Annotated in this window: 15 protein-coding genes and 1 pseudogene; 11 read left to right on the plus strand and 5 right to left on the minus strand. The window is 70.7% G+C overall.

Annotation, left to right across the window (positions count from 1 at the left end):
* Positions 1–393: 393 nt before the first annotated feature.
* Positions 394–1,305 (minus strand): LysR substrate-binding domain-containing protein, encoded by a 912-nt coding sequence (locus tag ABZ928_RS18195; protein WP_361519440.1) that lies wholly within the window; start codon positions 1,303–1,305, stop codon positions 394–396.
* A 164-nt stretch (positions 1,306–1,469) separates the two neighbouring features.
* Between ABZ928_RS18195 and ABZ928_RS18200 the strand changes: the two are divergent.
* The 4 genes and pseudogenes from ABZ928_RS18200 to ABZ928_RS18215 all read left to right on the plus strand — a co-directional run bounded on the left by ABZ928_RS18200 (position 1,470) and on the right by ABZ928_RS18215 (position 4,642).
* Positions 1,470–2,202: pseudogene (locus ABZ928_RS18200) on the plus strand (SDR family oxidoreductase).
* 107 nt (positions 2,203–2,309) lie between these two features.
* Entirely contained in the window at positions 2,310–2,933 is a 624-nt protein-coding gene (locus ABZ928_RS18205; protein WP_361519442.1) for an NAD(P)-binding domain-containing protein, read from the plus strand.
* 94 nt (positions 2,934–3,027) lie between these two features.
* On the plus strand, positions 3,028–3,969 hold the full coding sequence (locus ABZ928_RS18210) for an SDR family oxidoreductase (RefSeq protein WP_361519445.1): 942 nt from the start codon (positions 3,028–3,030) through the stop codon (positions 3,967–3,969).
* A 13-nt stretch (positions 3,970–3,982) separates the two neighbouring features.
* Complete coding sequence (locus ABZ928_RS18215; protein ID WP_361519448.1) at positions 3,983–4,642, plus strand: NAD(P)-binding domain-containing protein; 660 nt, start codon at positions 3,983–3,985, stop codon at positions 4,640–4,642.
* Between the two features lie 151 nt (positions 4,643–4,793).
* On the opposite strand, the gene ABZ928_RS18220 is transcribed toward ABZ928_RS18215, so the two are convergent.
* From ABZ928_RS18220 to ABZ928_RS18235, 4 genes are all read right to left on the minus strand, one after another.
* On the minus strand, positions 4,794–5,903 hold the full coding sequence (locus ABZ928_RS18220; RefSeq protein ID WP_361519451.1) for a hybrid-cluster NAD(P)-dependent oxidoreductase: 1,110 nt from the start codon (positions 5,901–5,903) through the stop codon (positions 4,794–4,796).
* Positions 5,900–7,144 (minus strand): aromatic ring-hydroxylating dioxygenase subunit alpha, encoded by a 1,245-nt coding sequence (locus ABZ928_RS18225; RefSeq protein ID WP_361519453.1) that lies wholly within the window; start codon positions 7,142–7,144, stop codon positions 5,900–5,902. The genes ABZ928_RS18220 and ABZ928_RS18225 overlap by 4 nt, the downstream gene beginning before the upstream one ends.
* A 50-nt stretch (positions 7,145–7,194) precedes the next feature.
* Entirely contained in the window at positions 7,195–9,243 is a 2,049-nt protein-coding gene (locus ABZ928_RS18230; RefSeq protein WP_361519456.1) for an NADH:flavin oxidoreductase, read from the minus strand.
* Positions 9,244–9,413: 170 nt separating this feature from the next.
* Positions 9,414–10,196 carry an IclR family transcriptional regulator gene (locus ABZ928_RS18235; RefSeq protein ID WP_361519458.1) on the minus strand — a complete coding sequence of 261 codons (783 nt, stop codon included), beginning with the start codon at positions 10,194–10,196 and terminating at the stop codon, positions 9,414–9,416.
* A 199-nt stretch (positions 10,197–10,395) separates the two neighbouring features.
* On the opposite strand from ABZ928_RS18235, the gene ABZ928_RS18240 reads away from it, so the two are divergent.
* From ABZ928_RS18240 to ABZ928_RS18270, 7 genes are all read left to right on the plus strand, one after another.
* On the plus strand, positions 10,396–11,979 hold the full coding sequence (locus tag ABZ928_RS18240) for an ABC transporter substrate-binding protein (RefSeq protein ID WP_361519461.1): 1,584 nt from the start codon (positions 10,396–10,398) through the stop codon (positions 11,977–11,979).
* Positions 11,980–11,981: 2 nt separating this feature from the next.
* Complete coding sequence (locus tag ABZ928_RS18245) at positions 11,982–12,935, plus strand: ABC transporter permease (protein WP_361519464.1); 954 nt, start codon at positions 11,982–11,984, stop codon at positions 12,933–12,935.
* The gene (locus ABZ928_RS18250) at positions 12,935–13,825 is read left to right on the plus strand and encodes an ABC transporter permease (protein WP_361519467.1); all 891 of its coding nucleotides are present in this window, start codon (positions 12,935–12,937) and stop codon (positions 13,823–13,825) included. The genes ABZ928_RS18245 and ABZ928_RS18250 overlap by 1 nt, the downstream gene beginning before the upstream one ends.
* Positions 13,825–15,567 (plus strand): ABC transporter ATP-binding protein, encoded by a 1,743-nt coding sequence (locus ABZ928_RS18255; RefSeq protein ID WP_361519469.1) that lies wholly within the window; start codon positions 13,825–13,827, stop codon positions 15,565–15,567. The genes ABZ928_RS18250 and ABZ928_RS18255 overlap by 1 nt, the downstream gene beginning before the upstream one ends.
* Entirely contained in the window at positions 15,564–17,582 is a 2,019-nt protein-coding gene (locus ABZ928_RS18260; protein ID WP_361519471.1) for a CocE/NonD family hydrolase, read from the plus strand. The genes ABZ928_RS18255 and ABZ928_RS18260 overlap by 4 nt, the downstream gene beginning before the upstream one ends.
* Positions 17,549–18,238: a TetR/AcrR family transcriptional regulator gene (locus tag ABZ928_RS18265; RefSeq protein ID WP_361519474.1), complete on the plus strand. Its 690-nt coding sequence runs from the start codon at positions 17,549–17,551 to the stop codon at positions 18,236–18,238. The genes ABZ928_RS18260 and ABZ928_RS18265 overlap by 34 nt, the downstream gene beginning before the upstream one ends.
* 131 nt (positions 18,239–18,369) lie before the next feature.
* The gene (locus ABZ928_RS18270) at positions 18,370–20,580 is read left to right on the plus strand and encodes an MMPL family transporter (RefSeq protein WP_361519477.1); all 2,211 of its coding nucleotides are present in this window, start codon (positions 18,370–18,372) and stop codon (positions 20,578–20,580) included.
* Positions 20,581–20,668 lie beyond the last annotated feature (88 nt).

The following is a 20,668-nucleotide window of genomic DNA, read 5'->3' on the forward strand; positions in this document are numbered from 1 at the left end:
TTAATGCGCTGCTCAGACCGGTTGGCCGAACCATGTGCCCTGCGCACGCCCCGGCGTGATGGCATCGAGGTCATGCCCGGTGGACAAGGTCCGGGCGACGCAGCCGTCGGGCCGGATGAGCAACGCGTCGACCCTCACGCAGCAGGTCCGCCGACCCGGGTCACCGCGGTGTCGGAGAACATCTCCCACTGCGCCATCGTCTGCGCGTCGGGGCGCATCAGGGCGATCTGGCCCGGGTGTTCTACCAGCGGGTCCCGGACGACATCGTGGTGATCGCGACATCGGTGCCGTTCACCCGCCGGATGCTGTCCTACGGCTCCTCGACGGTGAGCGGCTCGACCTGCCGCGGCACGTACCACGTGTGCCAGGTGTTGTTGTGGTCAGTTGGACCGCTCAACCGTGCTGTGAAACGGCATCGCCGCCGAGCTGCCACATTTCATAGTTCCCGCATTCTGCCGTGATCTCGGCCGTCTCCTGAGCGGCGGTGATGAAGTCATCGACCACTGGCGAGGTTTGCGATGCCGCCACCGCGAGGCACACCTGGTCGGGCGCGAGATCCGGGATGGGCACATAGACGACGTTCGGATGGGAGGAGAACACGGACGCCGAACGGGCCAGGAACGAGATGCCCCGGCCGGCCGCGACATGTTCGAGCGTCTCGTCCACCCCGCGCACCAGGTACCCGGCGTTGGGGTGCGGGCGGCTGGTGGGCTGCGTGCTCGGGTCGGCATGCCAGAGCAGCGGTTCGCCGGCCAGGTCGGCCTCGGTGACCGCTTCCTTGCCGGCCAGCCGGTGGCCGGTTGGCAGCACGGCCACCCGCGGCTCGGTGTACAGCGGGGTGACGCGCAGGCCGACCTCGTCGATGGGCAGGCGGACGTAGCCGACGTCGATGCGGCCGTCGAGCAGCATCGAGGCCTGGTCGTCCCCTTCGATGCGCTGCACGTCCACGACCACGTCCGGGTGGCGGGCCTCGAACGCCCGCGCAGCCGGGATGACCGGGATACCGGCCCGGAAACCGACCGTCAGCCGGCGGCTGCCGCGGGCGGCCGCGGACACCCGGCGGCGGACCGCCTGCGCGGAGGCGAGCAGCGGACCGGCGTCGGCCAGCAGTTGCCGGCCCGCGTCGGTGAGTTCCACGCCGTGCCGGTCCCTGGTGAACAACGAGGCGCCGAGATCCTGCTCAAGCGCGCGGATCTGCCGACTGAGCACCGGCTGCGCGATATGCAGCTCCTCGGCGGCCCGGCCGAAGTGCAACTGGTCGGCCACGGCGGCGAAGTAACGCAATTTCCGTAGGTCCAGATCCATGGCGTCTCCCGGTCCGGTGATGCCTTGAGGGTATCACCACCGCCAAGAGAGGTCTTGGACACCCGCTCAGGCCAATGGCAGCCTGAATAGGGCAGCCATTGGGGCCGAATTGAATTCGGCACAAGAATTCGACATCCGGGCCCCATTAATTCAGCGGAGTGATCGTGGGAAAGCTCGACGGCAAGGTAGCGGTGATCACCGGTGGATCCACCGGTATGGCACTGGCCGGAGCCAAACTGTTTGTCGAGGAGAGCGCACGTTTTCATCCAGGCCCGGCGGCAGGAAGCACTGGACGACGCCGTCAAGCTGATCGGCCGTAACGTCACCGCCGTCCAGGGTGACGCGGCCGAACTGGACGACCTGGACCGTTTGTTCGACACCGTCAAGCGGGAAAAGGGCTCGCTCGACGTGCTGTGGGCCAGTGCCGGGATGGGCGAACCCGCGGTCCTCGGCGAGATCACCGAGGAACAGTTCCACCGCGCCTTCTGGCTCAACGCGCGCGGCACCCTGTTCACCGTCCAAAAGGCACTGCCTCTGATCAACGACAACGGCTCAATTCTCATGACCGGCTCCAATGCCTCCCTCGGCGCCTTCCCCGGCTGGAGCCTCTACGCGGGAAGCAAAGCCGTCCAGCAGTCCTGGGCCCGCGTCTGGCTCAACGAACTGCGCGACCGCAGGATCCGGGTCAACGTCCTGACCCCCGGTCAGGTCGCCACCGCCAAACAGGAAGAACTGTTCGACGAGGCAACCAAGGCCGCATTCGAGTCCCTCATCCCGCGCGGAAAGATGGGCCGCCCCGATGAAATCGCGACCGTCGCCCTGTTCCTCGCCTCCGACGACTCCAGCTACGTCAACGGCCTGGAACTGGTTGCCGACGGCGGCACGACCGCCATCTGAACAGACATCAGAAATGGCGCGGCCACAGTGTTGCGCGAGCGCCGAATTCGCGTGCACGAATAAGACAGGGCGACACCTCCAAAGAGAACAGGAAGAGAGCACACCTCATGAGCAGCATCACCCTCATCGGCACGGGGAACATGGCCCGTACCATCGGCACGCTCGCCGTGGTGGGCGGCAACACCGTCGAGGTCATGGGACGCGATCAGTCCAAGGCCGATGACCTGGCCAAGGCCCTGGGCGGCGGCGCGACGACGGGCGAGTGGGGCGCCGTCCCGGCCGGAGACATCGTCATCACGGCCCTGTTGTACGACGGTGTCGTTCCGGTCGTCGCCGAGTACGCGGACGCTCTCGTGGGCAAGGTCATCGTCGACATCAGCAACCCGTTCAACGCCACGTTCGACGGACTGGCGCACAACGAGGAGACCTCGATCGCGCAGGAAGTCGCCAAGGTGGCCCCGGCCGGCGTCACCGTGGTGAAGGCGTTCAACACCATATTCCGCGATGTCCTGGAGAAGGGCCGGCCCAACGTCTTCATCGCTGGCGACAATGCGCAGGCCAAGGCAGACGTGGCGGCATTCATCGAGAGCCTCGGGCTGCGCCCGCTGGACGTCGGCGGCCTGAAAATGGCGCACTGGCTCGAAGGAATGGGGCTGGTCACGATGGGCCTCGCCGGCAACGGGGTTGGCCACTGGGACTTCGCCCTCGGCGTCGACGAATTCACCGGCTGAGCGCACGCACCACCACTTCCCGCGCCACATCACGCCAGTGGATCCGAGGCACGCGGAGAAGCAGCCCCCACCCACTTTCACCAGGAGCAGTCGCATGCGTGTTTTCGTCACTGGCGGGACCGGCCATTCCGGTTCGTACATCATCCCCGAGCTCGTCGCCGCCGGACATGAGGTCACCGGCCTGGCCCGGTCGGACATGGCCGCGGCGGCGCTGTCCGCGCTTGGCGCGAAGGTGCGTCGCGGCGACCTCGAGGACCTCGACGGGCTCAAGGAGGCGGCCGCGGGCTCCGACGGCGTCATCCACGTCGCGCACCGGCAGGACCTGCTTCCCTCCGGAGGGATCGACGCCGTGGCCGCCGCGGAGCTTCCGGTCATGCTCGCGTACGGCGAGGCACTGGCGGGAACCGGAAAGCCACTGGTCGCTGCGGGGAGCATTGGCTCGCCCGGGCAGCACCTGGGCCGGCCGGTCACCGAGGAGGACCCGGCCCTTCCGGGCGGCGACGAGTACAAGGGCACCCTGCGGGTCCGGAACATCGTGGAGACCGCCGTGGTTGGCCTCGCCGAGCGGGGAGTGCGGTCCTCGGTCGTGCGGATCGCCAACATCGCGCACAGCACGACCGACCGTACCGGCTTCCTCCCCACACTGATCGCGCTCGCGAAGGAGAGGGGTTTCGTCGGCTACCCCGGAGACGGCGCGAATCTGTGGAACGCCGTGCACGTCCACGATGTCGCCTCCTTGTTCCGCTTGGCACTGGAGAAGGGGCCGGCCGGCCATTACTGGCACGCAGTTGGGGACGGAGGCATTCCGTTCCGCGAGATCGCCGAGGCCATTGGCAGCCGTCTGGGCCTGCCTGCCGTAAGCGTTCCCGCGGACGTACTGATGGTGCCGGGATACTTCGGGTTCCTCGCCAACATAGTCACCCAGAACTATCCGGCGTCCAGCCTCATCACCCGCCGGACCCTCGGCTGGGAACCCGCTCAGCCCGGCCTGCTCGCCGATTTGGACAACGGCCACTACTTTTTGGAAGGACGCTGAGAATACGACGACGGTGGGATTCATCGGAAGCGGACACATCGGCGGTGCCCTCGCGCGACTCGCCGTCGAGGCCGGGCACCAGGTCGTGCTCAGCAACTCGCGCGGTCCCGAAACGCTCGCGGACACGGTCGCGGAACTGGGGTCGCGGGCGTCCGCGGCGACGAGCGGGGAGGCCGCGGCGGCCGGTGACATCGTCGTGGTCACCGTGCCGGTCAAGGCGTTCCCCAACCTGCCCGCAGAGCCACTGGCCTGGAAGCCGGTCATCGACACGTGCAACTACGGTCCTGAGCGTGACGGGCACATCCCCGAGCTGGACAACGAGTCGCTCACCTCGAGCGAGCTGCTGCTGCGGTACAGCCCGGACGCCATGGTCGTGAAGGCGTTCAACAACATCTTCTTCAAGCACCTGCTGTCACTCGCCCGCCCGGCGGGGGCTGCCGACCGCTCGTACCTGCCGATCGCCGGGGACTCCGCGCCGGCCAAGGTGGCGGTGAGCGAATTCATCGAATCCATCGGGTACGGCGTGGTGGATGCGGGATCGCTGACCGACAGCTGGCGGCAGGCGACGGGCACGCCGGTGTGGGGGACGCCGTACGGGTCGTACTCGAACGAGAAGGGCCGGCCGGCCGACGAGGACGCCATCCGCACGGCACTGGCCACCGCAACGCGGTAACCGCAAGTTGGCGCGGGCCGCGGTATGGTCCGGCCGTGTCATGGCCCCGTCCTGTAGGCGCCGGGCGGGGGCCGTGTGCGGCTGGTCGGCAGGTCACGGCGAAGTAGACGATCGAGGTTGTCGCTCGCTGTCCCGATCGCATGCGGCGTCGTCAGGCGTCGACGACGAGATCCTCCCGTGGCTTGGCGCAGCACAGCAGGATCTTGTTCTGGGCGATCTCACGAGGCCGGATGCCTCCGTTGTGCCGCATGTCGACGGACCCGGACAGCAGGGTCGTCTTGCAGGTACCGCACATTCCCTGGGCGCAGGACGCCGGGAGGCTCAGGCCCGCCCGGGAGGCCGCCGCGAGGAGGGAGGTGTCCGCGTCGCAGGTGAGGGTGCGCCGGCTGCGGGTGAACTCGACGGTGTACGCAGGGTGTTGTTCGGCGGTGTCCGTCGGGTCGGCCGGGGGTTCGTCGGCCTGGGGTGGGTGTTCGCCGGGCTGGGGCGTTTCGAAGGTGAAGCTCTCCTCGTGATGGCGGGTCATCGGGAACCCGGCCGTCGCGAGCAGGTCGCGCACCGCCGCCATGTAGCCGGCCGGGCCGCACGTGAAGATCTCCCGCCGGTGGAAGTCGGGGGCGATCTGCCGGAGCATGTCGAGGGTCAGCCGGCCGCGGTGGCCGCCCCAGGGTTCGGTGGGGCCGTCCTTCTCGCAGACGTGCACCACCCGGATGGTGGGCGCGGTGGCGGCGATCAGGTCGAGTTCGCGGCGGAAGAGGATGTCGTCGGGAGTGCGGGCGCTGTGGACGAACACCACGTCGGCCGGGTGCGCGAGGTCGTACAGGGTCCTGGTCATGGCCATCATCGGCGTCGCGCCGCTGCCGCCGGACAGGAAGAGGTACTTCGGCGCGGGGTGCCGGGTGAAGGAGAAGTCCCCGAGCGGACCCCGCGCCCGTACCGTGCCCCCGGGACGCAGATGGTCGTGGAGCCAGTTGGAGACCAGCCCGCCCGGCACTCGCTTCACGGTGATCGTCAGCGAGTGGGGGCGGGTCGGCGGCGAGGAGACGGTGTAGCAGCGCTCGACCGAGCGGCCGTCGATGTCGACGCCCAGGGTGAGGAACTGCCCGGGGGCGTGGCGGAAGAGCCGGGGCTGCGGGGACTGGAGGACGAAGGTCTTCACGTCGGGAGTGAGGACGTGGACCTGCTTGCAGACCAGGAGCCCGCCGTCGTCCTCGTCGTTCCAGGGGAGGGCGTCGGTCCAGTCCATCGGGATGTCGGTCATCGTGCGAGGTGCGCCTTCAGCCGGGTCACGTACCAGTTGACGAACGCCTCGACCTGGTACTCGGTGGGGTTGTACGGCCCCGGGAGATAGGCGGGGCTGGAGATGCCCTGCTGGGCGCGGGCGACCAGGAGCGCGTCCTGGTCGTTGGTGGCCGTCCATACCCGGGTCAGGGAGTCGAGGTCGTAGTCGACGCCCTCGACCGCGTCGGCGTGCACCAGCCAGGTGGTGCGGACCAGGGTGCGGTCCGGGGCGAGCGGGATCACCGAGAAGGCGATGGCGTGGTCGGAGAGGAAGTGGAACCAGGCGTTGGGCTGCATGTGCAGGGACAGGCGGCCCAGACGGGGTGTGGTGAAGTCGGCCAGGAGTTTCCCGCAGGCCGCCGTGCCGTCCTCGGTGAAGGACTCGCCCGCGCCGTCCAGCGGTTCGCGCTGGATGCGGAAACCCGTGGCGCGGGTGTCCAGTTCCTCGATCGCGGCGTACGGCAGGCCCAGCGACTCGTACGTCGTCCGGGACTCGGCGTCGGCGTGGAGGTAGCGGTCGTACGCCGGGCGCAGGACCGGCGGCACGTCCTCCTCCGCGTAGCCGTAGACGGGGAAGAGGGAGCACTGGAGTTCCGGGTGGCCTCCGCAGTGGTAGCACTCCCGGTTGTTCTCCATCGTGAGCTTCCAGTTCCCGTTCTCCACCAGGTCGATCTGCGTGGCCACCTTGGCCCGGCCCAGGCCGTGCGGCGCGATGTACGGCTCGATGCGGGCGGCCACCTCGTCGAAGTCGGCGGGCGGTTGCTCGGCGAGGCAGATGAACACCAGGCCGGCGACGGTACGGGCGTGCACGGCGCGCAGCCCGAAGCAGGACCGGTCGAAGTCGGGCGGCAGCGACTCCGCGTGCAGCAGCCGGCCGTCCACGCCGTACGTCCAACGGTGGTAACCGCAGACGATGTTGCCCACCGAGCCGCGCTCCTCGTTGAGGATGCGGGCGCCGCGGTGACGGCAGACGTTGTGGAAGGCCCGTACCTCTTCGTCGTCGTCGCGGAGCAGGATCACCGAGTACGGGCCGAGGGCCACGGTCACGTAGTCGCCGGGCTCGGGGAGTTCGGCCTCGGCGGCGACGAACAGCCAACTCCGGGCGAAGACCGCCTCGATGTCGAGGTCGAAGAACTCCTGGCCGGTGTAGAAGGGGGCTTCGAGGCTCAGGCCGGGGGTGCGGCGGGCCACCAGGGTGGCCGGGTCCGACACAGAGGTCACGGGGGCGAATGTCGTCAACTTCGTTTCTCCAGACGGTTGGTGACAATGGGTCAGAGCGGCAGGCACAGGCGCAGCGCGTCGTAGACGGCGGCGTGGATGTTGCGGCTCGCGACCGCGTCGCCGATGCGGAACAGCTGGTAGCGGCCGGTGTCGTCGCGGACCACCGTCTGCGGTCGGTGGGCGAGCAGGGCGCGGTGGTCCACCTCGCCCAAGTTGCTGGATCCGGGCAGGAGGTCGCGGTACAGCTCGTCCGCCGGGAGGGTGCCGTGCTCCACGATCACGTGGTCGACGATGAGTTCGGCGTCGGCGTCGGTGTAGTCGCTGCTCAGGGTCGCGGTCAGGCGGCCGTCCGGGGCGCGGCGCACGGCGCGCAGGCGGCGCGCGAGGGTGGTCGTCACGTCGTGTTCCGCGAACACCTTCAGATATGCGGGGGAGTTCATGCTGCCGACGTCGGGCGCGAGGGTGCGTTCCGGTGTCACGTAGTGCAGGCGGGCGCCGGCGGCGGCGAGCACCTCGACGGCGTCGAGGGCGGGATAGCCGCCGTGGTCGTCATACACCAGCACCTCGCCCTTCGGGCGCAGTGAGCCGGTCAGTACGTCCCACGTGTCGGCGACCAGGTCCGCGCCCGCCTCCAGGAAGCTGCTGTTGGGCATGCCGCCGGTGGCGACGACGACCAGGTCGGGGTGTTCGGCGAGTACGTCGGCGGCCTCGGCATAGGTGCCGAAGCGCAGGTCGACGCCGTGGTGCTTGCACTCGGCGACCCGCCAGTCGACGATGCCGAGCAGGTCGCGGCGGCGGGGGTTGGAGGCCGCGAGCCGGATCTGGCCGCCCGGCTGGTCCCCCGCCTCGAACAGCACCACGTCGTGGCCGCGTTCGCCCAGGACGCGGGCGGCCTCAAGACCTGCCGGACCGGCGCCGACGACAACTGCCTTCCTGCGAGCGCCCGTTGTGGCCGGAATGGTGTGGGGCAGGTGGAGCTCCCGCCCGGTCGACGGGTTGTGGACGCACTTCGTGTCGCCCGAGTCGTAGATCGCGTCGAGGCAGTAACTCGCGCCCACGCAAGGGCGGATACGGTCCTCCTGGCCCGCGGCGACCTTGAAGACCAGATGCGGGTCGGCGATCTGGGCGCGGGTCATGCCGACCAGGTCGAGCAGTCCCTCGCGCAGGGCGTACCGCGCGGTCGCCGGATCCGCGATGCGGGCCGCGTGCATCACCGGCACCCGCAGCCGGCGCCGGACCTCGCCGGTGAACTCCAGGAACGGTCCCAGCGGAGTACCGATCGGCGGGATGGCCCGTACCAGGGAGGCGTCGCTCTCGATGGAGCCGCGGATGGTGCTGACGAAGTCGATGCCGTCGTCGGTGAAACGCTCCGCGGCCGTCAGGGCGTCGTCGAAGGTCAGCCCGCCGGGCCGGGCCTCGTCCAGCATCAGCCGGATCCCGACCACGAAGTCCGGGCCGACCGCCTCCCGTACCGCCCGGACCACCCGGCGCGGGAACGCCATGCGGTGCTCCAGGCCGCCGCCGAACTCGTCGTCGCGGTGGTTGGTGGTGGGGGAGAGGAAGCTGTCGAGGAAGTGGCCGTACGCCTCCAACTCGATGCCGTCCAGGCCGCCTTCGCGGCAGCGCAGCGCGGCCGAGACGTAGTCGGCGGTGATCCGGTCGAGGTCCCACGGCTCGGCGGCCTTGGGGAACGCCCGGTGCGCGGGCTCCCGCAGCGGTGACGCGGAGAGCACCGGCAGCCAGTCGCCGGTGTAGTTGCTGGTACGGCGGCCGAGATGGGTGACCTGGCACATCACCGCGGCCCCGGCCTCGTGCACCTCGTCGGTGAGCCGGCGCAACCACGGCACGATGTCGTCCCGGTACAGCAGCAGGTTGCCGAAGGCGGGCGGGCTGTCCGGCGAGACCACGGCGGAGCCGCCGATCATGGTCAGGCCGACACCGCCGCGCGCCTTCTCGACGTGGTAGGCGCGGTAGCGGTCCTTGGGCAGGCCGTCCTCGCCGAAGGCCGGTTCGTGGGAGGTGGAGACCACTCTGTTGCGCAGGGTCAGGTGTTTGAGGCGGTAGGGCTGGAGCAGGGGATCGAGGCTCTGGGCGGGCATGACCGCTCCTCGGGAGGTGGGGTGCCGACGGCCACGTCAGGGCAGCGGTGACTGCATAGCCGTAACGGCTGTATCGCATTGCGAAACAGATGCGCGATGCGAGACAAATGGTGGAGTCGCAAACCCGCGGCCGTCAAGAGCCGACCGCGGCCGCCGGTCCCGGTCCGCCGTCAGCCGTTCTTGCGGTGCCCCCGGCGCCAGGAGATCCGCGCGCCCGCCTCCCGCACCCGTTCGGCCAGCGCCGGCACGGTGTCCTCGTTGACGCGGAACGTCGGGCCGGAGACGGTGACGGCGGCCACGATCTGGCCGTCCGGCGAGCGCACCGGCGCGGCGATCGCGGCCAGCCCGATCTCGTGCTCCTCCGACGTGGTGGCGTACCCGCGCTCCCGGATCGCCTTCAACTGCTCCTTCAGACGCGCCGGTTCGACGATCGTGTGCGGGGTGTACTCCACGAGCCCGCGCCCCAGCACCTCGTCGAGTCGCGACTCCGGCATGTACGCGAGGAAGAGCTTGCCGGCCGCGGTCGCGTGCAGGGGGCTGCGCTTGCCGACCCAGTCGACGCTGGAGATGGTCGCGCCGCCCATCTCCTGGTCGATGGTGATCACTTCGAGCCCGTCGTGGATCGCGAGGTTCACCGTCTCGCCCACCTCGGCAGCCAGCTCCCGGCAGACCGGGCGGCTCAGCAGGGACAGATCGCTCTGCCGTCCGGCACCGGCGGCCAGCTCGACCATGCCGAAGCCGAGGCGGTAGCGCCCGCGCTCGGCGTCCTGCTCGACCAGGCCGCGCGACTCCAAGGTGGCCAGGAGCCGGAAGACCGTCGCCTTGTGCAGACCCAGCGCCTCGGCGAGTTCGGTGACTCCGGACGGCCCGCGCCGGGACAGCGACTGGAGGATCGAGACGGCGCGGTCCACGGACTGCACCGAGGTGTCGCGGGGCCTTCCGGTGCTGGTCATGGCGGAAAGGATAACCAGCCGACCGGGTGCCGCCACGGCCCCCGGAGTCCGGCCTGCCGCTCCGGCCCGCCGGTTACGGGTCCGTTTCGGCGGTTAATTCTCCGCGCCCGGGGGTTGGCGGGAAACCGTCAGCTGGCTATCGTTCCGGCACTCCACTCAATCGTTCCGCTGAACGAATAACGAGAAGGACGGTCGGCCCATGCCCGACACCCACCACCCAGGACGGCGGTCGTTCCTCACCGCCGGCGCGGCGGGCGCCGCCTGCCTCGGTGCGTCCTGGCTGCTGTCCGGATGCTCGGGCGCGGACGCCGGCACGGTGCTGCCGGCCGCGGCGCCGGCGGGCACCCCGGACCGCGGCGGCACCCTCCGCATCGCCCGGCCGCCCGCCTCCGACGCCGAGACCCTCGACCCGGCCAGCTCCCTGTCGGCGTACGAATACCTCGGCGCCCTCTACAACCGCCTGGTCCGGGTCGGCAGCGACGGCGCCCTCGCCCCCGACCTCGCCGAGTCCTGGGAGACCGACGCCAAGGCCACCACCTGGACCTTCCGGCTCCGCAAGGGCGTCACCTTCCACGACGGACGGGCCTTCACCTCCGCCGACGCCGCCTACACCCTGCGCCACATCATCGACAAGGCGACCGCCTCCCCGCAGGCCGCCGTCCTCGCCCCGCTCATCGACGCGAAGACCCTGCGCACCCCCGACGCGCACACCCTCGTCGTCCCGCTGAAGTCCCCCAACGCCGAGTTCCCGAGCCTGCTCACGCACTACAACTGCTACGTCGTCCCCGACGGCAGCGCGAAGTCCATCGGCCGCACCGGCATCGGCACCGGCCCCTTCAAGCTGGAGTCCTTCGCACCCGCGGGCCCCGGCCGCATCACCGCCTACGCCGACCACTGGGCCGGACGCCCCGTCCTCGACGCGATCTCCTTCTACTCGGTCGCCGACATGTCCGCCCGCGCCAACGCCCTCCTCGCCGGCCAGGTCGACCTGCTCTCGCAGACCAACCTCGACTTCGCGACGGCCCGCGTGGTCGCCGCCTCCGACCGCGCGACCGTCGCCCGCGTGAAGAACGCCCAGTGGTACGTCCTCCCGATGCTCACCACCGACAAGCCCTTCACCGACGTACGCGTACGCCAGGCGATGAAGCTCGCCTACGACCCTGAGCACGTGGTGAAGGTCGCACTCCAGGGCGCCGGCACCGCGGGCTGGGACAACCCGGTCCCGCCGGACGATCCGCTGCACCTCGCCGCCCACCCCGCGCACGACCCGGAGAAGGCTCGGGCACTGCTGAAGCAGGCCGGGCAGGAGGGGCTGGCCGTCGACCTCTACACCTCCGCCTACGACCCCCTGCTCACGCCGATGGCGCTCGCCTACCAGGAGTCCGCCAAGCGGGCCGGCATCCGCATCCGCGTGAAGACCGCCGCCGCGGACTCGTACTACACGCAGATCTGGATGAAGAAGCCGCTGATGGCGACCTACTGGTACACGGGACGGCCCGTCGACCAGCTCTTCACGCAGATCTTCCGCAGCGGTTCCTCCTACAACGAGACCGCATGGTCCGACAAGGCCTTCGACACGCTCCTGGACCGCGCCCGCGCCGAGACCGACGACGCGTTGCGCCGCGAACTCTACGGCCAGGCGCAGACGATGGTGATCGAGAAGGGCGGGGCGATGACCCCGATGTTCGCCGACCGGCTGGTGGGGATCTCCCGCGAGGTGCGCGGATACGCCGAGCACGGCTTCGAGTTCGACTACCTCGGCATCGGCCTGAAGGGAGCCTGAGCATGCTCGTGTTCGTCGCCCGACGACTGGCAGCCGCCCTCGGCACGCTGCTCCTCTCCTCCGTCCTGGTCTTCCTCGCCCTCCAGGCCCTGCCCGGCGACGTCGCCACCCAGATCCTCGGCAAGGACGCCACCCCGGACGCGGTCGCCGCCCTGCGCAAGCAGCTCGGACTCGACCAGCCCGCCTGGGAACGCTACTTCGACTGGATCAAGGGCGCCGTGCACGGCGACTTCGGTACGTCGCTGGTCTCCGCCAAGCCGGTGGGGAGCGAAGTCGCCCAGTACCTCGGCAACTCGGCCCTCATCGCCGTCGTCACCATCGTCTTCGCGGTGACCGGGTCCCTGGTGCTGGGCATCCTCGCCGGCCTGTACCGCGACCGCTGGGCCGACCACGTGATCTCGACCGCGAGCCTGGTCGGCATGAGCGTCCCGGAGTTCGTGGTCGCCACCGTCCTGGTGCTGTGCTTCTCGGTCGCGTTGCCGTGGTTCCCGGCGGTCGTCCTGTACGGCCCCGACGCGAGCGTCGGCCAACTCCTGCCCGCCGTATGGCTTCCCGCGCTCGCGCTGGCCATCGTGATGGCCGCCTACATCATCCGCATGGCCCGTACGTCGGTCATCGACGTGATGGCGAGCGAGTACGTCACCACGGCCCGGCTCAAGGGCCTGTCCACCTGGCGGGTTGTCACCCGGCACGCCCTGCCGAGCGCCCTGCTGCCCACCCTGCACGTCATCGCCCTCAACGTGGCCTGGCTGGTGGGCGGAGTCGCCGTCGTCGAGAACGTCTTCAACTACCCCGGCATCGGCAAGCTGATGCTCAGCTCCGTGCAGAACCGGGACCTGCCCGTCGTGCAGGCCGTCGCCCTGATCAGCGCCGTCGTGTACGTCGTCTGCAACCTCGCCGCCGACCTCGGCGCCATGGCCCTCAACCCCAAGCTCCGTACGCGCGGGAGGACCTGATGACCACCCTCGACACCCCGCCGGTGCCCGTGGCGGCGACGCCGGGACGCGCGGCACGCACCTGGCGCACCCTGCGCTCCTCCCGAACGGCCCTCGTGGGCCTGGCGATCGTCGGCGTCCACACGCTGATCGCCCTCCTCGCCCCCCTGCTCACCTCCTACGACCCCATCGCCAACGACCCCTCCCAGGCCCTCCTCGGATCGAGCTGGTCGCACTGGGCCGGCACCGACATGTACGGCCGGGACGTTCTCACCCGTGTGCTGTACGGCGGCCGTTACGCGCTCGGCGTCTCGGTCGTCGCCACGGTCATCGCCCTCGCCCTCGGCACGGTCATCGGCTGTGCGGCGGCGCTGCGCGGCGGCTGGTTCGACGACCTGCTGGGCCGCGTCCTCGACGCGGTGCTGTCGGTGCCGGCCGTCCTCGCGCTGCTCGTCGTCGTGACCGCGCTCGGCACTGGCCCGGCGGTCATCGTGATCGCCGTGGCCGTCGTCTTCGTGCCCCAGGTCGTACGGGTGGTGCGGGGCGCGGCGCTGGCCGTCGTACCCGCCGACTACGTGACCGCGGCCCGCGCCCGCGGCGAGCGCACCTGGTCGATCCTGCGGCGCGAGGTCCTGCCCAACATCGCCGACGTGGTGTACGTGGAGTTCGCCATGCGGGCCTCCTGGGTCGTGCTGCTGATCTCCTCGCTGTCCTTCCTCGGCTTCGGCGCCGACCCGCCGACCCCCGACTGGGGGCTCATGGTCGCCGAGAACCGCACCGCCATCACCGTCGTCCCGATGGCGAGCCTCGCGCCGATCATCGCCCTGGCCACACTCGTGGTCGGGCTCAACCTCGCGGCCGACGGCCTGTCCAAGGCGTGGGGCGTGGACCGGATCAGGGAGGGCTCGTGATGACCTCTGCAACCGTGGTGTCCGTCAACTCCCTCTCTGTTTCCTACCGTTCGGGCGGGCGTGACGTGCCCGTCGTGCAGGACGTGTCCTTCGACGTCGCCGAGGGCCGCACCCTCGCCCTGGTCGGCGAGTCCGGCAGCGGCAAGTCGACCGTCGCGGCGACTCTGCTCGGCCATCTGCGGCACGGCTCGCGCCTGGACGCCGGGAGCGTGCGGGTGGACGGCAAGGACGTGTTCGCCCTGTCCGTACCGGAGTTGCGGCGGCTGCGCGGCGGGACGGTGGCGATGGTCGCCCAGAACGCCGGGCACGCGCTCACCCCGTCCATGCGCGTCGGACGGCAGATCGCTGAGGCCGGCGGCGAGGTCCCGGTCCTCGACCTCCTCGAACAGGTACGGCTGCCCCGCCCCGCCGACCTCGCGCGCCGCTACCCGCACGAACTCTCCGGAGGCCAGCAGCAGCGCGTCGCCATCGCCATGGCCCTCGCGGCCCGCCCCAAGGTCCTCGTCCTCGACGAGCCCACGACCGGCCTCGACGTCGTCACCCAGCGCGGCATCCTCGACCTCGTCACCGCCCTGCGCGACGAACTCGGCCTGGCCGCCGTGCTGGTGAGCCACGACCTCGGGGTGGTCGCCCGGATGGCCGACGAGGTGAGCGTGCTGCGGTCGGGCCGGATCGTGGAGTCGGCACCCACCCGCACCCTCTTCGCCGGAGCCCAACACACCTACACCAGGCGCCTGTTGGCGAGCGTGCCGCGCCTGACCGACGACGGGCTCGCCCTCGTCGGGGAACACGGTGAGCGGGAGGTGCGGGCGAAGGCGCTGGTGGCCGCGGACGCCCCGGTCGCGGTGTCGGCGACGGACGTCACCATCGACTACGGCTCGGCGCGTGCCGTGCACGGCGTCTCCTTCGACGTCCGGCGCGGCGAGATCGTCGCCCTGGTCGGGGAGTCGGGCAGCGGGAAGTCCACCCTCGCCTGGTCCCTCGCCGGTCTGCGCACCCCCTCCGGCGGCACGATGACCCACGGATCCGGCGACCTCGCCAAGCCCGCCCGCGGGCGCCCCACCGCGCTGCGGCGGTTGGTCCAGCTGGTGTTCCAGAACGCCGACACCTCCCTCAACCCGCGCCGCACCGTCGGCGACGCGATCCGCCGCCCGCTCCGCTTCTTCGGCACCGCCCCCGACCTGCAGTCGGCCGCCACCCGCGCCCTCGACCTCATCCGGGACGTACGCCTCGACCCGGCGTTCGCGGACCGCCTGCCCGCCCAGCTCTCCGGCGGCCAGCGCCAACGCATCGGCATCGCAAGGGCGCTTGCGGGCGAGCCGGACGTCCTGATCGCCGACGAGATCACGACCGCGCTGGATGTCTCGGTCCAGGCCGAGGTGCTGCGCCTGCTCGACGACCTGCGCCGGGAACGGCAGTTGGCCTGCCTGTTCATCAGTCACGACCTGGCCGTCGTACGGGGCATCGCCGACCGCGTGCTGGTCCTGCGCCAGGGCGTGGTGGTCGAGGAGGGCCCGACCGAGGCCGTCTTCGCCGACCCGGCCCACCCCTACACCCGGGAGCTGATGGCGGCGGCCCTCGAACCGGACCCCGATGCGAGCCCGTTCGTGGCCGACGCGCCCGACTGGACCGACGCGGCGGAACCGGACGACGTGTGGACCGACCACGGCGGCGGTCACCGCGTCCGCCGCTGGCGCGCGACCAACACCCCCCTCACCTCTGTCGGCGAAGGAGTTTCGTGAAGTATCGCGAGCGGTTCGAGCGCCAGGTCGTGCGCGAGGACGTCTGGATCCCCACCCGTGACGGCAGGGTCCGGCTGCACGCCCGTATCTGGCGCCCGGCCGACGCGGAGGCCGACCCGGTGCCCGCGCTGCTGGAGTACCTCCCGTACCGCAAGAGCGACTGGACCGCCCCGCGCGATGCCCAGCGCCACCCCTGGTACGCGGGCCACGGCTACGCCTCCGTGCGCGTCGACATCCGCGGCCACGGCGACAGCGAGGGCGTCCCCGGCGACGAGTACGACGCGCAGGAGCTGGCGGACGGCGTCGACGTCGTCGACTGGCTCGCCCGGCAGCCTTGGTGCACCGGCAAGGTCGGCATGTTCGGCATCTCCTGGGGCGGCTTCAACTCCCTCCAGATCGCCGCCCTGGCCCCCGAACCCCTCAAGGCGATCGTCACCGTCTGCGCCACCGACGACCGCTACGACAACGACGTCCACTACATGGGCGGCGCGGTCCTCGGCATCGACATGCTCGCCTGGGCCGGCACCATACTCGCCTTCGCCGCCCGCCCGCCGGACCCGGCGAACGTCGGCGCCGACCGCTGGCTGCCGATGTGGCGCGAACGGCTCGACGCCCTCGACCCGTTCCTGCACACATGGCTCGCCCACCAGCAGCGGGACGAGTACTGGCGGCACGGGAGCGTGTGCGAGGACTACGGCGCGGTGCAGGCCGCGGTGTTGGCGGTGGGCGGCTGGAACGACCCGTACCGCGACACGGTGTTGCGGCTCGTGGAGCACCTGCCGCCCGACCGCGTCCGGGGGTTGATCGGGCCCTGGTCCCACCAGTACCCGGACCGCGGCCTGCCGCCGGGCCCGGCGATCGGCTTTCTCCAGGAGACGTTGCGCTGGTGGGACCACTGGCTGAAGGGCGAGGACGCGGGGGCGATGCGCGAGCCCCTGCTCCGGGCCTGGATCAACGACCCGGTCCCGCCCGCGACTTCGTACGAGGTGATGCCGGGCCGATGGGTCGGGGACACGAAATGGCCCTCGCCACGGGGCACTTGGCGGGAACGCTCGCTGGGTACGGAGGGCGCGCTACCCGCCGTCGTCCGTTCCCCGCACCACACCGGCATCGACGCGGGCCGCTTCTTCCCGTTCGGCAACGCGAGCGATCTGGCGCCCGACCAGCGGGAGGAGGACGGCCGTTCGGTCTGCCTGGACTCGGCGCCGCTGACCGAACGCGTCGAGATCCTGGGCCGCCCGCGCGTGAGGCTCCGCCTGGACAGCGCCACCCCGCGCGCCCATGTGATCGCCCGCGTGTGCGACGTGGCCCCGGACGGCTCGTCGACCCTCGTCACCCGGGGCGTACTCAATCTGCTGGCCCGGCACGGACGGGACAAGGCGGTCGAGTGGACCCCTGGCACGTACGAGGACGTCGAGTTCGAGCTCAACGCGACCGGGTACGCCTTCCCGCCCGGCCACCGCATCCGGGTCGCCGTATCAAACGCCTACTGGCCGTGGGTGTGGCCGCACGGAGAACGCGGCGAGCTGACCCTGCTGCCGGCGGACAGCGTCCTTCTGCTGCCGGTCCGTGCGCCCGGCGACGAGCCGCCGATCCGCTTCGAGGAACCGGAACAGGCGCCCCCGCTCCCGGTGACGTACGACGTCGAGTCCGAGCCGCGCCCGGAACGCCTGGTCACCCATGATGTGGCGGCGGGGGAGTGGATCCTGGAGGTCGACCCACGCTACGGCGGCTCCCGCACCTACCCCGACGGCCTGCGATACGCGGAGAACGCCCGGGAGACGTACCGTATCCGCAGCGACGACCCCCTCTCGGCCTCGGCCGTCTCCGAGTGGACGATCCGGCTGACCCGTGGCGAGGACGGGGCCGCATGGGATGCGGAGATAGTCGCACGGACGGAACTGCGGGCCACGGCCACGGAGTTCGTCATGGACAGTCACCTCGAAGCACGGGCGAACGGAGAGACAGTGGCCAAGCGCGCATGGCACCGCACCACCCCGAGGACGTCGGGATGAAGGCCGAGAAGAAGGCCGAGAGGAGCCCGCGCCGCGCCGTCGCCGCCGCCGACCGCACCCGGCAGCCCACCGAGGTGCGTCGCAAACTCATCGTCGAGGCGGCGGTCCCGCTGATCGCCGAGCGAGGCTACGCCTCGGTCGGGGTGCGGGACGTCGCCGCCGCGGCCGGGGTGTCCGTCGGCACGGTCACCTACCACTTCGGCAGCGTGCAGGAGATCCTCTCCGAGGCGATGGTGCTCCAGATCGAGCGGTACTACACGGGTCTGAGCGAGGCCGCGGAGCGGGCCACCAGCGGGGCGGAGGGACTGCGGCTGCTGGTCGACGCGCTGTTCACCGAGGACACCGACCGGCACTGGCGGATGTGGTTCGAGTACTGGAACGTCGGCGAGCACCACCCGGACCCGGCGTTCGCCCGCGGCCAGGACCGCCGCTACGAGAGCTGGCACCGGCAGATCCGGAGCCTCGCCGAACGCGCCCTCGCCGAGGGCGACTTCACCTCCGCGGACCTGGACGGCTTCACCGTCCGCTTCGCCGCCCTCGCCGACGGCCTGGCCCTGCAACGCCTGCGCCAGACACCGCCGTTGACGGTGGAGGACGCGCGGCGGCATCTGCGTCACTTCATCGACACGGAGCTGGGCCGGGGCCCGGGGTCCTGAGGTCGATCAGGCCCTTGGTGCCACCCTCTGCCTGGCGGCCGACCGGGTGCGTGACCGGAGCAGGTATGGGACATTTCATCTACTTTGAGGTATTCATCAGTGGATCTGTGACCCTATGACCGGAGTGAGCCATGGCCACCCTCCTGTACCGCCTGGGGAAACTCGCCTTCCGCCGCCGCAGAATCGTCCTCGCCCTCTGGACCCTGGTGATCGCCGCGGTCGTGGCAGGGCTCGGTGTCGCCGGTGAGGACACCGACGACACGTTCACGATCCCTGGCTCGGAGTCCCAGCAGGCCCTGGACACGCTCCGAAGGGTGTATCCGGCGGCCGGCGGAACCAGCGCGCAGATCGTCTTCATGGCTCCCGAGGGGGAGAAGGTCACCGCGAAGAAGTACCAGGCGGGAATCGCCGCGACCCTCAAGGAGGCCGCCGACGCCCCGCAGGTGACCGCGGTTCTCTCGCCCGAGCAGACCCGGGCCGTGTCCAAGGACGGCCGCTCCACCCTCGCCCAGGTCCAGTACTCCGTCACCAACGCCGAGCTCGAAGACGGTTCTCTGGACTCCCTGGAGGACACGATCGGCCCAGCCGAAAAGGCCGGGCTCACGGTGTCGGTGGGTGGGCAGGCCTACAACAGCACCGGTGTCGACATCAGCGCCAAGGAAGTCGCCGGTGTCGTCATCGCCCTGATCATCCTGGTCATCACGTTCGGCTCGTTGCTCGCGGCCGGGATGCCGGTGCTCACCGCCGTCATCGGCGTCGTCATCGGGGCCGGCGGGCTGCTGCTGGTGAGCCACCTGGCCACGATCTCCTCCACGGCGCTGACCCTCACGGTCATGCTGGGCCTCGCGGTCGGCATCGACTACACGCTGTTCATCCTGTCCCGCCACCGGGACCAGCTGAAGGCGGGCATGGCCACCGACGAGTCGGCGGCCCGCGCCATCGGCACCTCCGGCAGCGCGGTCGCCTTCGCCGCGCTCACCGTGATCATCGCCATGGTCGGGCTCTCCGTCGTCGGCATCCCCTTCCTGACCGCGATGGGGCTCGCCGGCGCGGGGGGCGTGGCGATCGCCGCGCTCGTCGCCCTCACCCTGCTCCCCGCGCTGCTGGGATTCGCCGGCGACCGGCTCAGGCCCAGGCCGAAGAAGACGTCCGCGCCCGGAGACCAGGCCGCGCCGAAGCAGGCGCTCGGCGCCCGGTGGGTGCGTACGGTGACCCGCGTCCCCGCCCTCACCGTCGTCCTCGTCACCGCCGGACTCCTGGTCGTCGCCTGGCCCGCCCGCGACCTGCAGCTCGCCCTGCCCGACAACGGCAGCGCCGCGCAGGGCACCACCCAGCGCGAGACCTACGACACCATCAGCGAGGAGTTCGGCCCCGGCCTCAACGGCCCGCTGCTCATCCTCATGAACACCGGCGACGCCAAGGCGTCCTCCGCCGCGCAGCTGACCGCCGAACTGAACACCGTGCGCAAGGAACTGGCCGCCACCAAAGGCGTCGCCCTCGCCTCGGCGGCCCAGCGACTCGACTCCGAGTACGCGCTGCTGACCGTCGTACCGACCACCGGCTCCGGGGACGAGGCCACCAGCGATCTGGTCAAGGCACTGCGGGACAAGGAGTCCTCGCTCCGGTCCCAGACCGGGATCTCGCTCCAGGTCACCGGCCAGACCGCGGTCAACGTCGACGTGTCGCAGAAGCTCAGCGACTCACTGCTGACCTTCGCCATCGTGGTCGTGGGCCTGTGCCTGCTGATCCTGATGATCGTCTTCCGTTCCCTCGTGGTCCCGGTCAAGGCCACGGTCGGGTTCCTGCTCTCGGTCGCGGCCTCCTTCGGTGCCGTGGTCGCGGTCTTCCAATGGGGCTGGGCCGCGGACTTCATCGACGTCACGAGGACCGGGCCGGTCGTCTCCTTCCTGCCGATCATCCTCATGGCCGTGCTCTTCGGACTCGCCATGGACTACGAGGTGTTCGTCGTCTCCAGCATCCACGAGGAGTACGCCCATGGCGGCGACGCCCGCCGGGCCGTCCTGGCGGGATCGCCCCTGGCGTTCCGGGTGGTCACCGCCGCCGCGCTGATCATGGTGGCGGTCTTCGCGGGCTTCGTCACGATGCAGGACGCGATCGTGAAGCCGATCGCCTTCGCCCTGGCCTTCGGGGTCCTGGTCGACGCCTTCCTCATCCGGATGACGTTCGTGCCCGCCGTGCTCATGTGGGTCGGCCGGGCCGGCTGGTGGCTGCCGCGTGGTCTGCAGAAGATCCTGCCGAACGTGGACATCGAAGGGCGCGATCTGCCCAAGCCCCCGGCACAGCCGAGCGCGACGCCCGCGACCGCCTCCGAGCGCGACTGACATCCCCGGGAACGGGGGTGTCACGTCCGGGGCCTGTCGAGCCCAGCCGTCTCGCAGGCCCCGGACGTCGGCGCGGGCCGCCCCGGCC

It is taken from the genome of Streptomyces sp. NPDC046909, assembly GCF_040644695.1.
GTDB lineage: Bacteria > Actinomycetota > Actinomycetes > Streptomycetales > Streptomycetaceae > Streptomyces.

Excerpts from the sequence above, each read along its gene's own strand:
- ABZ928_RS18220 (WP_361519451.1), bottom strand. The coding sequence starts at position 5,903 with ATGACCGACATCCCGATGGACTGGACCGACGCCCTCCCCTGGAACGAC.
- ABZ928_RS18235 (WP_361519458.1), bottom strand. The coding sequence starts at position 10,196 with ATGACCAGCACCGGAAGGCCCCGCGACACCTCGGTGCAGTCCGTGGAC.
- ABZ928_RS18250 (WP_361519467.1), top strand. The coding sequence starts at position 12,935 with ATGACCACCCTCGACACCCCGCCGGTGCCCGTGGCGGCGACGCCGGGA.
- ABZ928_RS18245 (WP_361519464.1), top strand. The coding sequence starts at position 11,982 with ATGCTCGTGTTCGTCGCCCGACGACTGGCAGCCGCCCTCGGCACGCTG.
- ABZ928_RS18270 (WP_361519477.1), top strand. The coding sequence starts at position 18,370 with ATGGCCACCCTCCTGTACCGCCTGGGGAAACTCGCCTTCCGCCGCCGC.
- ABZ928_RS18240 (WP_361519461.1), top strand. The coding sequence starts at position 10,396 with ATGCCCGACACCCACCACCCAGGACGGCGGTCGTTCCTCACCGCCGGC.
- ABZ928_RS18265 (WP_361519474.1), top strand. The coding sequence starts at position 17,549 with ATGGCACCGCACCACCCCGAGGACGTCGGGATGAAGGCCGAGAAGAAG.
- ABZ928_RS18195 (WP_361519440.1), bottom strand. The coding sequence starts at position 1,305 with ATGGATCTGGACCTACGGAAATTGCGTTACTTCGCCGCCGTGGCCGAC.
- ABZ928_RS18255 (WP_361519469.1), top strand. The coding sequence starts at position 13,825 with ATGACCTCTGCAACCGTGGTGTCCGTCAACTCCCTCTCTGTTTCCTAC.
- ABZ928_RS18230 (WP_361519456.1), bottom strand. The coding sequence starts at position 9,243 with ATGCCCGCCCAGAGCCTCGATCCCCTGCTCCAGCCCTACCGCCTCAAA.
- ABZ928_RS18210 (WP_361519445.1), top strand. The coding sequence starts at position 3,028 with ATGCGTGTTTTCGTCACTGGCGGGACCGGCCATTCCGGTTCGTACATC.
- ABZ928_RS18205 (WP_361519442.1), top strand. The coding sequence starts at position 2,310 with ATGAGCAGCATCACCCTCATCGGCACGGGGAACATGGCCCGTACCATC.